This is a genomic window from Arachidicoccus sp. BS20 (assembly GCF_001659705.1).
GTDB lineage: Bacteria > Bacteroidota > Bacteroidia > Chitinophagales > Chitinophagaceae > Arachidicoccus.
Genome location: NZ_CP015971.1, coordinates 2,402,523 through 2,418,971 on the forward strand (window position 1 = coordinate 2,402,523; position 16,449 = coordinate 2,418,971).

A 16,449-nucleotide genomic window follows, 5' to 3' on the forward strand; every position below is an offset into this window, starting at 1 on the left:
TTTGAATTTACATTTATCTATTCATAGAGTAGGAAACAAAGAAACCGATGCGCTTTCTTTATCAAAATCGGAAATAAAAATCAATGAAGATTTATCTGAAATATTAAATACCTATTTCTTTTCAGCATTCAAATCTGAAGAATATTATTGCTTTCATCATGACACAGATTTAGCACTGAATGAAGTATATACTTATGTCTCAGAAATATTTCATGATCCCGAAGCATTACACGAACAATCGATTAATCTCGCCAAACACTTATATAACCAAAGCACACATCCCAAAATAAAAGGTGGTGAGTTTTACGTCGTTTATTTTAAAGACACAGCGTTTAACGGAGAAAGAATGAATGCCGTTGGACTGTTCAAATCGGAAAACAAAGACACTTTCTTAAAAGTATATCCCATAGACGAAGGCTTTGAAATAGAAAGTGAGCAGGGTATCAATATCAATAAACTCGATAAAGGTTGTATTATCTTCAATACCGAAAAAGAGAACGGCTATATCGTATCCGTTGTAGATAACACCAATAAAGGTGCTGAAGCACAGTACTGGACGGATGATTTTTTACATATTTGTCAGCGGCAGGATAAATACTTTAATACGGAAAATACGATGTCGCTTTACAAAGAATATATTGTAAAACAACTGCCTGAAAAATATAATGTAACCAAAGCTGACCAAGCGGATTTTCTAAATCGCTCTATGAAATTCTTCAAGGAGAAAGAAACTTTTGATTCGGAAGAATTCAAAAACGAAGTGCTTGAATACCCGGAATACATTGAAGGCTTCAACAAATACAAAGAGCAATATGAAAAAGAGCGAGACATAGAAATATCCGAAAACTTTACTATTTCGGATGCTGCTGTAAAACGGCAGAACCGTTCTTACAAAAGCGTTTTAAAACTGGATAAGAATTTCCATATCTATATTCACGGCAACCGCGAATTGATTGAGCAAGGCGTTGATGAGAAGGGAAGAAAGTTCTATAAGATTTATTATGAAGAGGAGATGTAATTTATATTAGAAATTAGTATTCGGACAGTTTTCAGTTGGAAGAGGTATGATTTATTTATATTTATAATGTATTATATGCTTATTTTCAAGTTTTTATTTTCAAATTACAATCGAGCTTCTTTTTTGCGTTGCACTAACAAAAGCAAAAGATTAATGTATAAGGGCAGCGTGACATAACTCCTTTTCCGACTATGGGCAAATATGATCAATATATAAATGAAACTCTGACTAAGCAGAAATACATGCTGGCAAAAGATTTAGCGGAATCGCTAATGCAGCAATTTCCTGTCACTTCCGAAAATGCCCGAAAGATTATACAACGAATGTCAGAGAAAGGAGCACTTCGCTCAAGCAGCCCACTGTCTTTTGGCAAGGGGCAATACTTATATTATCACCCCAGCGATAGGCCGGATCTTGTTTCAATTAAAAAAATCAGTAAGACACATCGTAAGCCTTTATTTAGACTTATAGAATTATTAGATATAAATGACGATATCATTTCTTTTTACGAAGGATTAAAAATAACTGCATCCCCTGAGGAAAAAACAGCTACGAAAGTTAGTCTATTGCGGGATATGGTGGAAGACTTAAAAGCATTAAAATTAGTAATAGAAAGAAATAATGAAATCGGTACTTATATCATAAAATATTTCGGAGATAATCCTGAAGAAGATAACGAACTTCTATACGAACTAAAAATTTCAAGGCATTATGATAAAATGAAATTGGATTGTTTGTTTGTTCCCGATATACTGCGTTGGATCCAACAATTGAACCTTATTAATATCAGAGGCAGTTTTCGTAATTTTCAAAGCCCTTGGCTTGGTGCAAAACATAATGACATATTTTGGGATGCTTATGGCTACACGAAAACAACAGGCATAAATGAAAATACAGCGTCAATAGCAGATACCGTCGATAAACAAACATTTACATGCTTTGATATATTGATTAGCAGACCATATAGCTCAATTGATTTGGACGGCTTTTTAGCAAGGATTCAGATACATATTAATTCGACAAAAAAACAAAAGAGAAAAGTTTTACCCGTAGTCGTTTATAAAGAAATTGATGATCATGTGTTAAACAAAGCACGGAAACTGGGATTTGTTTGTATCAGTCTGCAAAAAATATACGGTGCAAACATAAATGGTGTAATCAAAAATATTTCAAGTATTTATTCAAAGGATGATTTTGACGAGGATGTAGATATCGGAGCCAAAATAGAAGATGCCTTAAAAAAAATATCAGATAGCGGTCAGGCAGATCAACTTAAAGCCTTGAGAGGGCTTTTGTTTGAAGCATTGATGAATCCGATATTAAAGCACTTTTATGGTAATGCTCAAATTTTTCCTGATAAGACACTAAAGCTACCGGATAAAAAACAAAGAGAATTCGATTATATTTTAATTTCTTCCCACCCGAAAGAAATTGTTTTGGTTGAATTAAAAGGATATGCAGGAAATTCATTTATACGCCTTGGGACTGATGATAAAACGAAGAATACACTTAAATATTTTTTCAGAGGTTCTGTACCTCTGGCAATAGAATATTATAAAAATGATAACTCTTGTAATAATCATGTCGTAAAGGCATTATTTATTACAACGGGAGAATTTCATTCCGAATGTAAGGAGTTCATTTCACAAATGGGTGACAGTAAATTAAATCCAAATAATACCGGACTATCAATGTTTTACTCAGGTAAACAACTGGTGGAATTTCTTAAAGATAATGACTTTGATCATGAAGCAAATGTAATAGATAAATACTATGTTAAATATTCACAAGATGAAGGAGTTTGATATTTTTTTGCGCGTTTTTGGTGTCACAATAGCGTACCAACAAATATGCAATTTAAATCCGAAAGAAGAATCCTTAATTAAACAAATAAATACACAGCATATAAAAGCATCAAGCTGATTTCGCGCTCAATCTTTCACGTCAGTTGGCTTCCAACAGTTCTATTAGTTTGTAATTTACGTAATAAGTGGTCCTGCCTATTTTTTGAGGCTTTACCATTCCGGCATCCGTTAATTTTTTAAGCCACGCAGATGCTGTTTGCCTGTGAGCTAATCCTTTCCTGTCCAACAATTCAATTTTAAGGTATGGCAATGTAAACATTAATTGCAACAACTCATGGCTGAAAGAAGCACCTAATACTTCTTTCATTTGTTGTTCATACCCATCTTTCAGCAGCAGCATATTCCTGATTTTACGAGTACTTAATTGCGTTGTTTCAATTACTGCCGAGAGTATATACATTACCCAATCGTGCCAGTTATTTTTTTCTGTTACTCCTCTTAATAACTGATAATATTCTGTTTTGTATTTGACAATATAAGAACTTAAATACAGCACAGGCTGCGACAGCAACCCCTGCTGTACCAGATATAAAGCATTTATAATTCTTCCGGTACGACCATTGCCATCGGCAAACGGGTGTATAGATTCAAACTGATAATGAATAAATGCCATTTTTATTAAGGGGTCAAGCGGCGATAAATCCGGGTCATTGATAAATTGTTCCAATGCGGACAATTTATCTCTTAGCACATCTTCACAACAAGGCGGTGTATATATCACTTCTCCGTTAATCGCATTTTTAAGTGCCGTGCCGGGGGCATTTCGAATACCGGATTTGTTTTGCTTGATTGTTTGTACAATCTCAATCATTGTATTGGCAAGCAGCAAATTGTTCCGGGCTTGCATTTTTTCCAAGCCTGTATATAATGCTTCTTTATAACTCAATACTTCTTTTGCGGCATGATTTGCCGAATCTGCCTCAGTAGCGGCTTTATATAGTTCATCTTGTGTAGTTACAATGTTTTCGATAGCGGAACTATCTTTACTTTCCTGTAAAACTATGGTATTGATTAATAAATTTGGGTCGGGAAGCGAGGCGCACAAACCATTTAATTCGCCTAAATAGCGGGCGGCTCTTGCCAGGTGCCTCAATATTTCGGGAGACTCGACAAAATTTTCAGGTGGCAACTCCGGAAGGTCATTAAACGGTATATTTTTATTATAAGCCATTGTTGTTGAATTTAGCCAATAATTTCATCTCTACTTTTGTTTGATGATGAACAATCGGATATGAATAAATATTTATGATGAAATTGACTATTTTTTTCGACATGAACAAATAATTCTGTCGAAATATTCAACGTGGAAATCAAGAAGCGATGAGGAACGTGGAAAATTAGTCAAGAAACTAAATTGCGCGCGGGGAAGGTTTTCTCCTTTGAGCAATCAAATAAGCAATTTACTCAAACAATTCGGTGTTGATTTGTATCTTTTGCCAGTTTATATTGGTTGTTTTCATTAACTACTCTTCATTTTGGTTGTATTCATTCCAATAAAACAAAGCACCTTTGGTATCAATAGTTTCGTAATATTCCAATAAACGTATAAATATATCTTTTCCTAAACCATAGTCAATAAAAGAAAGTAATGTATCTAAATAATACCCAATAGTATTTTGGTCAGTAATACCATTTGTAATGATATTCTGAACCTCGTTTTCAAGTAAAGGCAATTGCTTTTCCATTGTTTCATGAAACTGCCGGATAAGTTGTTTTATATCATCTAAAGAATCGTTTTTCATTACTTATTTATATGCAGGTAATCTTGTGGCTCTCTTTCTTTTTAATATCAAGAACTTTTGCCCAAGTTGATGAATAACTTTTGGATATCACACATAAAACCATCTCTTTTTCGCAATTTTTCTTATTTTCGTCTAAGTCCTTTTGAAAACCTTATTTTTATGAGGTAACAATTCGGTAAACGATAAATTAAAAACGCTGAAATGCTTGCTGTGTCTGCATTTGACAATAGGTTCGGAAGTCGCCGTATTCCGAACCAGTTTCGGAATCTCAATCAACTGCCGGAAAAGAGATGCTGAAATAAATTCAGCATGACAATAAACGTGTTCAGAATATTAGACGTTAAACAACTTCATTCCTGACATAAATTTATTTCAAATTCAAAACATTTTTCTTTCCAAAAAAATCTCTGCAATCATACAGCGCGCGCTGCCGCCGCCGATAGTTTCAATCGTAGAAATATTTACGGGCAACAAATTTGTATGAACAGATAGAATATATTTTTGTTCCAATGTCAATGAATCAAAACCTGTTTTGCTAAGTATCGTAAACGGTTCGCCAAATTTGTTTCTTACCTGAATCATATTGCCCGCAAAAGCATTCATTTGCTCAAAGGAAATGGGAATAATTTCGTGTCCCGCTTCGCGCAAGGTTTGCGCGATATAAATTTTTTCCGTTTCGTTCTTAATCGCGTCCAAACAAACCACGGCGTAGCTTTCGCCAATGTGCATCATCACATTCGTGTGGTAAATGGGAACATCGTTTTCGTCTTTCGCAGAAAAAATAATCGGTTTATAATGATGCGTTTTTGCGAACCGTTCAAACAACGCTTTGTGCGTGCGCGGCGAAATGCAGGCATAAACAGTTTTATTCGCATGGTCGAATATCATACTGCCCGTTCCTTCGAGAAAAAAATTGTCGGCTTCATATTCGCTCCAATCTTCTACATCGCTTACCGAAAAATCGTGCGTGATTTGTTGCAGAATATCATCGCGCTTTTCTTCTCTGCGATTTGCGGCAAACATCGGAAACACAATGAGCTTTCCGTCGGGCAGCGTGCAAAACCAATTATTAGGAAAAACGGCATCGGGTTTTACAGGCGTTGCAGAATCTTCGACAACTGTTACATCAATATTTTTTTCGCGCAGCAATTTTACAAAAGCATCAAATTCTTCAACTGCTTTTTTTGAAATATTTGTTGCTGAAATACTTGTTTCATTATGCTGAAACGTATTGTTGTCGGCGGTTTCAGCGTTGTAACCAAAACCCGCAGGACGAACCATTAATATGAAAGAGGCTGTTTGTAACATAAAGTATTTTTATAAAATCAACCACATAAGAAGATAGGTTTTATATAGAAGAAAAAGATAGTTCCACAAATAGATTTTCATCTTCGATGTAAACACTATGATTTCTTACTTGTTTAAATATAGAAAACTATTTTTTTAATTCTATAATTAAAAACTATGTGCCTATGTGGTTTTTATCGTTTTGTTCATTTATAATTTTTCGCGCAGCAAAGGCAAACTCATGCAATGTGCGCCGCCGCGCGCGCGTGAAAGCTCTGCCGACGGCAACAATATTAATGTATTCTCTACATCGGCAGGCGCTAAAGTTTTTGATACAAATTCGCCGATTAAATCTTCTGCTTTCTTTACAGAAAAACCATTGTTTTTAAAAGTGTTAATCGTGAGTTCGTTTCTGTCGTAACCCACAACCACTCCTTCTTTCAGCGCTAAGAGATTACACGCATCTGTCCATTGCTCGCGCTCGTCGTAAGGGAAAGTATTGTTGCCGCTGTAAATAATTTTAATGTCTTCTTCCGCCACGCCAAAGTCTTCTCGGCTTACTTCGCGCAGTAGCGATTCAATGCCTGTAATGCTGTCGGAAATATTTTTCTTGTAATTTTTATTGGGCAAATACGTTTCGTCCAACGGTTTTTGATATCGTAATATTTCAATTTTTCCTGCACTGTTGTCTGCCCTTAAAAAATGATTATTATAACTGTAACGCCCTGTATTGTCGCGTTTTTGCACTCTTTCCGAAAATTGCCCGAACAAAACCCAGGTATCTTTGCGCACTTGTGTGAATACGGTATCGATGTGCATCATAGCGCGATGACGTGGAATTTTGATAACGGAAATTTTTTCTATACCCGTTGTGTCATCCGAAAAAATATTATGGATTACTTCATTGATACCTGCAGGTGTAGTGCGCTCGCTACAACCAATTAAAATATGATTGGGCGCAATCATCATCACATCGCCGCCTTCGAGGCTTACTTTGTTCAGCGTCTGTTCTTCTTCGCTCAGCAAAAAGAAATTGCCCGGCTCGGTTATTTCAATCAGCTTGTCTTCATTGTTTTTGAACAACGCATATTGCGCAATGAATCTCATCAGCAATGATTCACGTTCACGTGCAGCTGTAGCCGCATTGCTTAACAATAAATGATTATTGATTGTAATTGCAATATCGCGCGTGAAGATAAAATTGGGCAACGGCGCAAAAATAAATTCGCTGCTTTCGTTCTTGCGATAGTTGATGATGCCCGTAATTAACGTCTTTGCAAGCTCGGTGGATTTATCCATTGCGAGCAACTTTCTTTCTGTTTTGGAGCTGCTGCCTTCCCACGCACACACGGCGGAAATAATTCGCTGACGAATAGTGTCTTCTTCCAAAATCTGCGAAAGCAAATATTGTGTATCCAACACTTTGTCGCTCTTGAAATACGCGTCATTGTCGGGTTTGAAGCAATCTTGCTGTTGTTTGTTCGATTGCAACTTCTCTATATCTGCTACATATTTTGCGCAGTCTTCGTCCAAAAAATGCAGGAGCAATTTTATGTATTGATTGTACTCTTTTCGCATCTGCGAAAGATGCACCGTATCGTCGTACAACCATTCTTTAAACTTTGCGGGAACTACTTTTCCAATGCCGCCGTCGGGACTGTGAATAATCAATTTTCTTAATGCACCTATTTCCGTTTCAACGTGAATGTTCTCATTTTTCAGCATAAAATTTTTTATTGTCCTTTGGCAAGATAAGGATTTTTGGATGAACAGAATTTTAAGAAAATGAGAAGAAGTTTTCACGCAATGATACAGAGAAACAAAGGTGCAACGACAGTTCTTTGATATTTATAATTTGTATTTATAGATGTACAAGAAATCACAATAAAAAACATGGAAACCTTAGTAATACTGCAATCATTTGTCTTTTCAACCTTATTACATTATTTGCAGGTTGATAAGATAATAAGGTTACTTGCTCGACTATATTCTTTTACTAAAGTTTATTATGAAACAACGTCGCGCCTTTGCTTCTCTGTGTCTTTACGCGGCATAAAAATTAAAAAATCAAGTTCTGCTTATTCGGCAAGTTGGCGTGTTCGATTTCTGTGGCGAGTTGAATGCCATCCATCGAATTGATGATTTGCAGCATTTCATTCAGTTGAATGTCGTAAGACGGAGCGCCTTTGATAAGCCAAACGAAATCTATGTTTTTAAATTCGGGCAGCAGCACTTCGCCGTCGTTACGATTGTCGTAAAGATAATGTTTGATGAAGCTGTGCCGGACATCGGATTGATAAACAGGAAAATGATAGCTCCTGTTTTTTTTGCGTAGAATGATTTCTATTTCGGTGTTCAATCTGAAATTAAAGCTCAGCATTTTATTCAGGCGCAGACAAAACTTATAACTCTTATGCGAAGTTACAATGCCGATGAGTATTGCATCTTCAAAAAACGCTTCATAAGAATCGCTGATGTCTAACAGAAATGATTTGCCTTGTTTCATCCTATTGCAAAAGTAATATGAAGAACATATTATTTTAGAATTTTATTTTCATTTTCAAAAACATCTTTCTTTCTAAAAAACTAACTTTGCATATCTCTTATCATCTTCAATTATAGCATTTATGAGCATTACACAGGACAGAAGGACATTGGCAACGAAACAAAAAGCACTTACTATAAATCTCAATGAATGCATTTATGGCTCATTTGCCGAAATTGGCGCAGGGCAGGATGTAGCAGGCAATTTCTTCAAAGCAGGTGGCGCATCGGGTACAATTGCAAAAACCATGTCGGCTTACGATATGATTTATTCCGATGCTATTTACGGCGTGTCGCCCGACAAGCGCTATGTGAGCGAAGCCCGGTTAATGTCGATGCTCAACCATGAATATGGTTTGCTGATTGAACGCCTTGCCAACCAACGCGGCAACCGCACTACTTTTTTTGCATTTGCCGACACGGTTTCGGCACTCAATTATAAAAAGACAAATGATGCACACGGCTGGATTGGCGTACGTTTTCAGCTAACCCCCAACGGAGAATATAACGATGTAATTCTACACGTAAAACTGCTGGATAATGATAATAACCTGCAACAGCAAGCTATCGGCATTTTGGGCGTAAATCTTATGTATGCCTGCTTCCATTACCAGGAAGATGCATCAGTATTTATGAACTCTCTCATGGACGACCTTACAAGAGACCGCATCCAGATTGATATGATACGATTTGTAGGTCCTGATTTTGCCCATGTTGATAACCGGCTGATGAGCTTGCGTCTCGTAAAGTCCGGCTTCTCTGATGTTGCAGTATTTGGTCCTGACGGGAAAAACCTTCCGCCAACAGATGCTTTGTACAAAAAACATATCGTGGTAATGCGCGGACGTTTCCGCCCGATGGTAAATGTACACAGCGATATGCTCACAAACGGCGTAAAACAATTTTTAGAAGAACCGGACGTGGACAAGAAAAACGTAGTAGTACTTCTTGAATTGACCCTACAGGCACTAAAGGAACGAAATGCTAACCCGGAAGACGATATTGACGAAAAAGATTTTTTAGACCGTGTAGATATTCTTTGTTCGCTCGGTCAAACGGTAATGATTTCCAATTATCACGAATATTACAAGCTGGTTGCTTATCTGTCGAAAATTACAAGGCTAAAAATAGGCATGGTGCTTGGCTATCCGAACCTGGAATACATTTTCTCCGAAGAACATTACAAAGAGCTTCCGGGAGGAATATTGGAATCTTTCGCAACATTGTTCAGCCGCAAAGTAAAATTGTTTATTTATCCCACATTGCGCAACGGCATTATACAAAACTGTCTGCGTTTTTTCCCTCCGCCGCATTTGATAGATTTATATCGCTATTTGATTGCCAATAACAAAATCGAAGACATTACGCATTACAATGAGCTTAATTTACAAATACAAACCGACGATGTTTTAGGGATGATAAAAACCGGCAAAGAAGGCTGGGAAAACTTAGTGCCCGCCGAGGTTGCAAGCATCATTAAAGAGCGGCACTTATTCGGACTTCCTCATGAAACGGTTACAGAAAAAGAAGAAATAAAAACCGCGCAGTCATAAATAAAGTGTCTGTTGTTTGAAGTACTTTTTCGTATTCAAAAAAAGAAAACCGGCGAAGCCCATCTGGTCTCGCCGGTTTTGTATGTATGTATCGGATTTAGTTCTTTACTTCTACCTTCGGCGGTATCAACTTATACACCACAGGCGTTACAATTCTGGATAAAACTGTTGAAGTAATCAAGCCGCCAATCATCACAATTGCCAGCGGAGAAATTAATGGGTTGTCCGAGAATGCGATGGGCAACAGCCCACCGATTGCCGTAAGCGTTGTAAGAATAATCGGCAAAAACCTTTTCTCGCCAGCTTCTTCAATTGCCTGGTTAAGTTCCATACCCTGCTCGCGTAATTGGTTGGTAAAATCAACCAATAAAATCGTATTCTTCACTTCAATGCCCGCGAGTGTGATAATGCCGATTGTTGCCACGAACGATAAAGAATTTCCCGTTACCAACAACGCCAGCACTGCGCCCACAATGCCCAAAGGAATTACGGACAATACAATCAACGTACTTTTGAATGTCTTGAATTGCAGCACTAAAACCGCAACGAACATAAACAACGTAACCAGGATAACCGTTCCGAAACCTTCAAAAGAATCGTCTTTGTTTTGCTGCTCGCCCGCCATTACAAAACGATAGCCTTGCGGCAGTTTTATTTTCTTCATTTGCTGTGTAACATCATTAATCACGTTGGATGTGAGAAATCCTTCCTGCACGTGTGCAAATACCGAAACGGCTCTTATCTTATTAAAATGATTTATCGTTTGCGGCGAAGTTTCAAATCCAATCGTGGCAAGCTGTGACAGAGGAATTGCCCTGCCGTCGTTAGCGTTTACATAAAGATTGTTCAGCGTGGTTAAATCCGGATATTCGGAATGCGGCGTAGAAACCACAATAGTATAATCTTCGTCCTTGCTGTTCGGATTGCTGTATGTGCCTACGGGCAAACCTGCCAACGCCATTCTTACCGTTCTGCTGATGTTGATCGTCAGCACGCCGAGGTTCTGCGCTTTCTCTTTATTGATATAAATACGGATATCCGACTTCAGATTTTTCACGGGATTATCCACATACATCGTGCCTTTTGTCTTCAACAACAGATTTTCCGTAACCGCCGCCAGATGCCGCAGTGTGTCTAAGTTATCGCCTTCCAGTCTTACTTCAACAGGCGCGGTTACAGGCTCGCCTTGCTCAAAATTTACCACATTCACTTTCGCGTTCAGATAAGGCGTCCACAATTTTCTCAGCTTTTCAATAATAGCTTCTTTTTCTTTCGGTTTTACATCGGGATATAACTGCACGAATATTTCAGAGATGTTGCTCTGTTCATTCTTTTGGTCCACGTTGTAATAAATACGCGGGTTTCCTTTGCCCACATTGGTGGCAAAATATTTTACTTCGGGAATTTTCTTCAGTTCTTTTTCTATGTTTCGCGCAACGGAATCGGTGTACAAAATATTGGATTGAAGCGGCGTTGTTATCTCTACCAGAAACTGCGGTTTCTCCGATGCGGGAAACAAACTGCTGCCGACAACGGGAAACAAAAACAAGGAACCGATAAACACTACCGCAGCAATAATCAAACTGATAACAGGATGTTTCAATGCTTTGTCCAACAGCCTGGAATAGCTGCCGTGTATGGCTTTTTGCAACATCCGCAGGAAGAAATTACCGTGTTCGTCTTTACTCGGTTTCAATATTTTGCTTGATAAAAACGGAACAACCGTAAGCGCCACAGCCATCGAACCGATAATGGTAAACATTACGGCAAGCGGCAAGCCCCTGATGAAATCGCCTGCACCGGCGGGCATCATCGCAATGGGCATAAACGCGATAATCAACGTAACGGTACAACCGATAACGGCTTTGCTGATTTGATTGGTTGCTTTCAACGTAGCTTCCATGCGCGAATGCCCTTCGCGCATCCACCGTTCAATATTTTCGACCACAACAATGCTGTCATCAACCAGCAATCCTAAAGCAACAACAAGTCCTACAATGCTTAATTGGTTTAAGCTATAACCGAATGCGTTGAGCAAAATAATACCGATGCCAAGCGACAAAGGAATCGCAATCATCACGACCAAAGAAGCTCTTGTACCCAGCGGCAACAGCGTGAGCAACACGAGTGCAATAGCAATCATAAAATCTTCGCCGAGCCTGCTGAGCCTGCCGTTTACATTTTGCGCCTGGTCAAATGCTACCTGCAAATCAATGTTCGACGGCAATGTTTTCTTGAATTGATTGATAGTGCTTAAATATTTTTCCTGCGTGGCACTGATGTTCTTTTTTTCTTTCAAGGCGGCAATCACAAATACCGCACGATGCCCGTTGAGTCGCGTGATATGCGTTTCAGGCGCATAATCGAAATATACGTTGGCAATATCTTTTAATAAAACCGTTCCGTTATCGCGACTTACAACAACCACGTTTTTAATTTCATCAATATTCTGAAAAGTATTGTTGGTTTTGATGTTGAACGTTTTGGTTCCTTCGCTCACATTGCCGCCGGGAATATTGGCAACTTCACTTTGTAAAGCATCGGCTACAAATGTTACGGGAATCTTCATTTGCGCCAGCTTTTCCAATTGTACATCTACGCGAATCGTTCGGTCGCTCAAACCTTGTATCTCCACATTTTTCAGTTCGGGAATTTTTTCCAGCTCATCCTGCAAATGTTGCGCTGCCGTATTAATCGCGTTTCGCGAAGCATTCTCCGATATTAAAGCTATCTGCAAAATATTTACATCGCTCGGGATAAATTTTTTGACTTCAAGACTATAAATGTCGCTCGGCAATTGGCTTTTAAGCGCGTTCACTTCGCGCACCAGTTCCTGATATTTATTATCAACGTTAGAGTTGTATTCATATTCTACCGTAAGCACCGCAAGCCCGTCCTGAATAGTGGTTCTGATGCGTTTAATATCTTCCAGCGCATAGATTTTTTTCTCCATCGGCTTGACCACGTATTCTTCCATATCTTTCGGACTTTCGCCGGGATAAACGACTACCACAGGAAAAAACGGCGCGTGCGTTTCGGGGTCTTCGGAGCGCGGCATCGTCAGCAAAGTGGAAATGCCTAATGCGGCTGCCATCAGCACCATGATGAGCGTGAAAGCATTGTTCTTTATAGCGGATTCAGATATTTTCATTTTTATTATTTTAGCTTTACCACAGAGTTACACTGAGATTTTTCACAGAGGCTCACGGAGTTTTTTATTACTTAAAAATTTCCTCTGTGTAGCTCCGTGATTCTTTGTGTTTCTCTGTGTAATAATTTTTCACTGCGATTTATTTCAAGACTTTAATCTTTGAACCGTCCGTCAGGTAAGCGTTTCCGCCAACGATGAGGTATTGTACATTTTCCAAACCTGCGCTCACGATTACCCGATCATTATCAATCCGCTGAATATCTACTTTGATTTTTTCGGCGTGTTGTTCATCATTGGTAACAAACACATAGCCTTCATTTTTATCGCCGTCGAGCAATGCTTCCATCGGGATTGACCACGCATGAACAGCTTTCGCTGGCGTTATTTCCGCTTTGCCGAAAAGCCCCGAAGCAATACCTTTTTTATCATCGCCCATCAGTTTCAGTTGCAATACAAACGTGCCGCTTGCGGGGTCGATGCCTTCCGATTTTTTATACACAATGGCGGAAAATGTTTTATTCGGCAAAGCGTCTGTGGTAACGGTTGCCTTATCGCCAATGGCAATATTTGCCCATTGATTATCGCTCACACCGACTTTCAAAATCCAGTCACTGTTTGCCGCTCCGTTGATTTGCAGCACGGGCGTTCCTGCGCCTACGACTTGTCCTTCGTTGACGAATTTCTGCAACACGTAACCCGATTGCGTTGCTCTTAATTCCGATGTAGATTGATTATAATTTGCACTCACGGATTGCTGCTTTGCAATATCCAAAGCCGTTTTTGCATTCTGCATTTGTTCCAAAGTCGCCACGCTGTCGCGGTACAAATTCACGGCTCTGTCGTAATCTCTCTGCGCTTTTTGCAAAGCAATGGCTGCCTGCCGTGCAACGGTGTTTATCTCTGTCAAATCAAGCGTTGCGAGCAACTGACCTTTGGTTACAGCATCGCCTTCTTTCACATAAATCTTATGAATAATGCCACCGTTTTTAAAAGCAAGATTCGATTCATCGTCCGTGGTAAATTGCCCCGAAGTATAAACGGTTTGCTGTAATGACTGCTGTTGCAGCGCTACCACGCTTACGGGAATCACTTCATCGGGAATGGTTTTTTCTTCCGTTTTTTGTTTGCAGGAAGACACGAAAACGGCGAGCGTTGCCGCGATTATAAGTTGTGCTGTATGTCGCATGGGAAACTATTTTTGGATTTGTGGATTGGATAAATTTCTTTCTACTTCGGCGGCTGAAATCAACACCTGGAACATTTGTATTTGCTGCGCGATATGCGCCTGCGTATATTGATTGCGTGCGTCAATGGTTTCGATAAACGTGTTGGTGCCTTCGCGGTAACCGCGTTCAATCAATCGCTGATAAGTGGCGGCGGATTCCAGCTGTTTTTGCTTGGCATATAAAGTCTGAATCGCTGCGCTTAAATCATTCTTAACAGCCTCGTCCGCCATAGACAATTGTTGCTTTGCCTGCGTAATATCTAATTTGGAATTTTTAATATCCAGTTCTGCCTGCTTGATTTTATTCTTTGTTCTCGAACCTGAATAAATCGGAACGCTCAACTGCACGCCGAAAAAGTAATATTTCGACTGGTTGTTCACTTTCCAATCCTGCGCCTGCGAACCTAAATCGAGGTAAGTGTTGAGCCGCGGATAATACGCGCTCTTATTCATATCCAGCATCGTTTTGTTTATTTGTGTAACCTGTTCCAGCGATTTTACTTCCTCCCTGTCCGCAACATTTTCATCTTGCGCCAATAAGCTAAAAGCCTTGTCTACTGCGGCTTGTGCGTTGTAGCTCGTATCAATCGGCGCAGCCAAATCCCTGTTCAGTAAAAAATTAAAATACAATGCGGCATTCTTTGCTTTTTGTTCCGCCGTACTGATTTCGGCTTTGATATTTTCCACTTCACTTTCGGAACGGATAACATACGCCGGCAAGCCTTTTCCGTTGTCCAACAGTTTCTGATTTGTTCGCCGTCCTTCTTCCGCCAATGCCAAACTTTCTTTATAAATATTAATTGCCTGCAATGCCAGCAGATAATTGAAATACGCTTCCTTAGTATTTTTTATCAGGTCTTTTTTATAAACCGCCACATCCAACTCATTCAAATGAACCTGTTGTGAAGCAAGTTGCTTGTTATACTTTATATCAGGATTATAGAGCGGCAAAGTGGTATGCACTCTTGCATCATAAAAATTCTTCGGCAGGAAATTGATACTCTCGTTGGACAACTGCGGAAAACGATTACTCGCGGTCAATTGATTGAGCGAGCTGTAAACGCCGTTCAGCAAATCGCCCAACGGCAGTTGAATATCACGACCGCCGTCCGCCGACTGATAATCCACGAGAAAAGAAGTCGTGGGCAGATAATAACTTTTCGCAATATCGAAAGCCAGCTTAGCTTTATCCAGCGCGATGCTTTTCTGTTGAATGACAATGTTATTGGCGATTGCCGAATCGATATAATCATCCAGCACTGTCCTTTGTGCAAACACACCTTGTGTTACAAAAAGCAGCAGCAACACCGCCATAATTTTCTTTTTAATGTACTGTGTTATCATTATTTACAGTGTTAATTATATAAGCAAAAAAATAATTACTTCATTTTTTCCAGCATTCTTACAAATGTATTGAATGTATCTTCCAAAATATTATCGATATGATGTAGTTGCTCTTTATGTTCTTTGATAAAATCGAGGTGCCCGTGTATTTTCAGCATACACAAGCCGTGTAAAGAACTCCACGCCAGCATCGCAACAGACACAGCATCCAAGCCTTTGAAATAGCCGATTTCCTGACAAGCTTTGACATTATTAACCAATGTTTCAAAAGATTCTTTGCCTTCATCCCAATCTTTATCGCCACAATCTTCAATGTATTGCATCGGCTCTCTTTCCACAAACATTAACTCATAACAATCGCCGTATTCTAAGGAAAATTTAATATAGGCACGTCCCATGGCTTTGATTCTTTCAAAAGGATTATCGATATTGTCTAACACCCGGAATTGGGACGACAATATGCGGAAGCCTTCTTGATGAAGCGCGTAAGCAATCTCTGCCTTGTCTTTAAAATAAAGATAAATTGTTGTGGGGCTAAATTCTATTTCGGACGCAATTTTACGGATAGACGTGCCCGCATAACCATTTTTCAGAAACAGCTTTTTAGCCGCGTCCAAAATAGTTTGCCGCAACGATTCCTTATGCTTTGTTTTGCGTTCCTGAATGCCCATAAGATTTTTAAATTCGGGAACAAAGATAATTAACGGTGTTAAGTTGGCA

General features: G+C 39.1%; 12 protein-coding genes. 3 read left to right on the plus strand and 9 right to left on the minus strand.

Annotated elements, in window-relative coordinates; genetic code table 11:
- The first annotated feature begins 1 nt into the window (after position 1).
- Positions 2 to 1,018, plus strand: a complete 1,017-nt coding sequence (locus tag A9P82_RS10665; protein WP_066207673.1) for a nucleoid-associated protein — start codon at positions 2 to 4, stop codon at positions 1,016 to 1,018.
- Between the two features lie 191 nt (positions 1,019 to 1,209).
- A complete protein-coding gene (locus tag A9P82_RS10670; RefSeq protein WP_066207676.1) occupies positions 1,210 to 2,823 on the plus strand; it encodes an NERD domain-containing protein in 1,614 nt (537 codons plus the stop codon).
- Between the two features lie 139 nt (positions 2,824 to 2,962).
- On the opposite strand, the gene A9P82_RS10675 is transcribed toward A9P82_RS10670, so the two are convergent.
- The 5 genes from A9P82_RS10675 to A9P82_RS10695 form a co-directional block, all read right to left on the minus strand.
- On the minus strand, positions 2,963 to 4,054 hold the full coding sequence (locus A9P82_RS10675; RefSeq protein ID WP_066207678.1) for a Fic family protein: 1,092 nt from the start codon (positions 4,052 to 4,054) through the stop codon (positions 2,963 to 2,965).
- A 292-nt stretch (positions 4,055 to 4,346) separates the two neighbouring features.
- Entirely contained in the window at positions 4,347 to 4,625 is a 279-nt protein-coding gene (locus tag A9P82_RS10680) for a hypothetical protein (protein ID WP_066207679.1), read from the minus strand.
- A gap of 378 nt (positions 4,626 to 5,003) precedes the next feature.
- Positions 5,004 to 5,933: a citrulline utilization hydrolase CtlX gene (ctlX, locus tag A9P82_RS10685; protein WP_066207681.1), complete on the minus strand. Its 930-nt coding sequence runs from the start codon at positions 5,931 to 5,933 to the stop codon at positions 5,004 to 5,006.
- A gap of 189 nt (positions 5,934 to 6,122) precedes the next feature.
- Positions 6,123 to 7,637 (minus strand): arginine deiminase family protein, encoded by a 1,515-nt coding sequence (locus A9P82_RS10690; protein ID WP_066207684.1) that lies wholly within the window; start codon positions 7,635 to 7,637, stop codon positions 6,123 to 6,125.
- Positions 7,638 to 7,971: 334 nt separating this feature from the next.
- Complete coding sequence (locus A9P82_RS10695; protein ID WP_066207686.1) at positions 7,972 to 8,418, minus strand: IPExxxVDY family protein; 447 nt, start codon at positions 8,416 to 8,418, stop codon at positions 7,972 to 7,974.
- Positions 8,419 to 8,539: 121 nt separating this feature from the next.
- Here A9P82_RS10695 and A9P82_RS10700 point away from each other — a divergent pair, with 121 nt between their 5' ends.
- Positions 8,540 to 10,009, plus strand: a complete 1,470-nt coding sequence (locus A9P82_RS10700; protein WP_066207688.1) for a nicotinate-nucleotide adenylyltransferase — start codon at positions 8,540 to 8,542, stop codon at positions 10,007 to 10,009.
- Positions 10,010 to 10,106: 97 nt separating this feature from the next.
- Here A9P82_RS10700 and A9P82_RS10705 read toward each other — a convergent pair whose 3' ends face one another.
- From A9P82_RS10705 to A9P82_RS10720, 4 genes are all read right to left on the minus strand, one after another.
- Positions 10,107 to 13,160 carry an efflux RND transporter permease subunit gene (locus A9P82_RS10705; protein WP_066207690.1) on the minus strand — a complete coding sequence of 1,018 codons (3,054 nt, stop codon included), beginning with the start codon at positions 13,158 to 13,160 and terminating at the stop codon, positions 10,107 to 10,109.
- 139 nt (positions 13,161 to 13,299) lie between these two features.
- Positions 13,300 to 14,346 (minus strand): efflux RND transporter periplasmic adaptor subunit, encoded by a 1,047-nt coding sequence (locus tag A9P82_RS10710; protein ID WP_066207693.1) that lies wholly within the window; start codon positions 14,344 to 14,346, stop codon positions 13,300 to 13,302.
- Between the two features lie 6 nt (positions 14,347 to 14,352).
- On the minus strand, positions 14,353 to 15,729 hold the full coding sequence (locus A9P82_RS10715) for a TolC family protein (RefSeq protein ID WP_066207695.1): 1,377 nt from the start codon (positions 15,727 to 15,729) through the stop codon (positions 14,353 to 14,355).
- A 35-nt stretch (positions 15,730 to 15,764) separates the two neighbouring features.
- On the minus strand, positions 15,765 to 16,400 hold the full coding sequence (locus A9P82_RS10720; protein WP_066207697.1) for a TetR/AcrR family transcriptional regulator: 636 nt from the start codon (positions 16,398 to 16,400) through the stop codon (positions 15,765 to 15,767).
- Positions 16,401 to 16,449: the final 49 nt, after the last annotated feature.

Bases quoted from the DNA above. Each gene is read 5' to 3' on its own strand.
- A9P82_RS10670 (WP_066207676.1), top strand. From the start codon at position 1,210: ATGGGCAAATATGATCAATATATAAATGAAACTCTGACTAAGCAGAAA.
- A9P82_RS10675 (WP_066207678.1), bottom strand. From the start codon at position 4,054: ATGGCTTATAATAAAAATATACCGTTTAATGACCTTCCGGAGTTGCCA.
- A9P82_RS10680 (WP_066207679.1), bottom strand. From the start codon at position 4,625: ATGAAAAACGATTCTTTAGATGATATAAAACAACTTATCCGGCAGTTT.
- ctlX (WP_066207681.1), bottom strand. From the start codon at position 5,933: ATGTTACAAACAGCCTCTTTCATATTAATGGTTCGTCCTGCGGGTTTT.
- A9P82_RS10690 (WP_066207684.1), bottom strand. From the start codon at position 7,637: ATGCTGAAAAATGAGAACATTCACGTTGAAACGGAAATAGGTGCATTA.
- A9P82_RS10695 (WP_066207686.1), bottom strand. From the start codon at position 8,418: ATGAAACAAGGCAAATCATTTCTGTTAGACATCAGCGATTCTTATGAA.
- A9P82_RS10700 (WP_066207688.1), top strand. From the start codon at position 8,540: ATGAGCATTACACAGGACAGAAGGACATTGGCAACGAAACAAAAAGCA.
- A9P82_RS10705 (WP_066207690.1), bottom strand. From the start codon at position 13,160: ATGAAAATATCTGAATCCGCTATAAAGAACAATGCTTTCACGCTCATC.
- A9P82_RS10710 (WP_066207693.1), bottom strand. From the start codon at position 14,346: ATGCGACATACAGCACAACTTATAATCGCGGCAACGCTCGCCGTTTTC.
- A9P82_RS10715 (WP_066207695.1), bottom strand. From the start codon at position 15,729: ATGATAACACAGTACATTAAAAAGAAAATTATGGCGGTGTTGCTGCTG.
- A9P82_RS10720 (WP_066207697.1), bottom strand. From the start codon at position 16,400: ATGGGCATTCAGGAACGCAAAACAAAGCATAAGGAATCGTTGCGGCAA.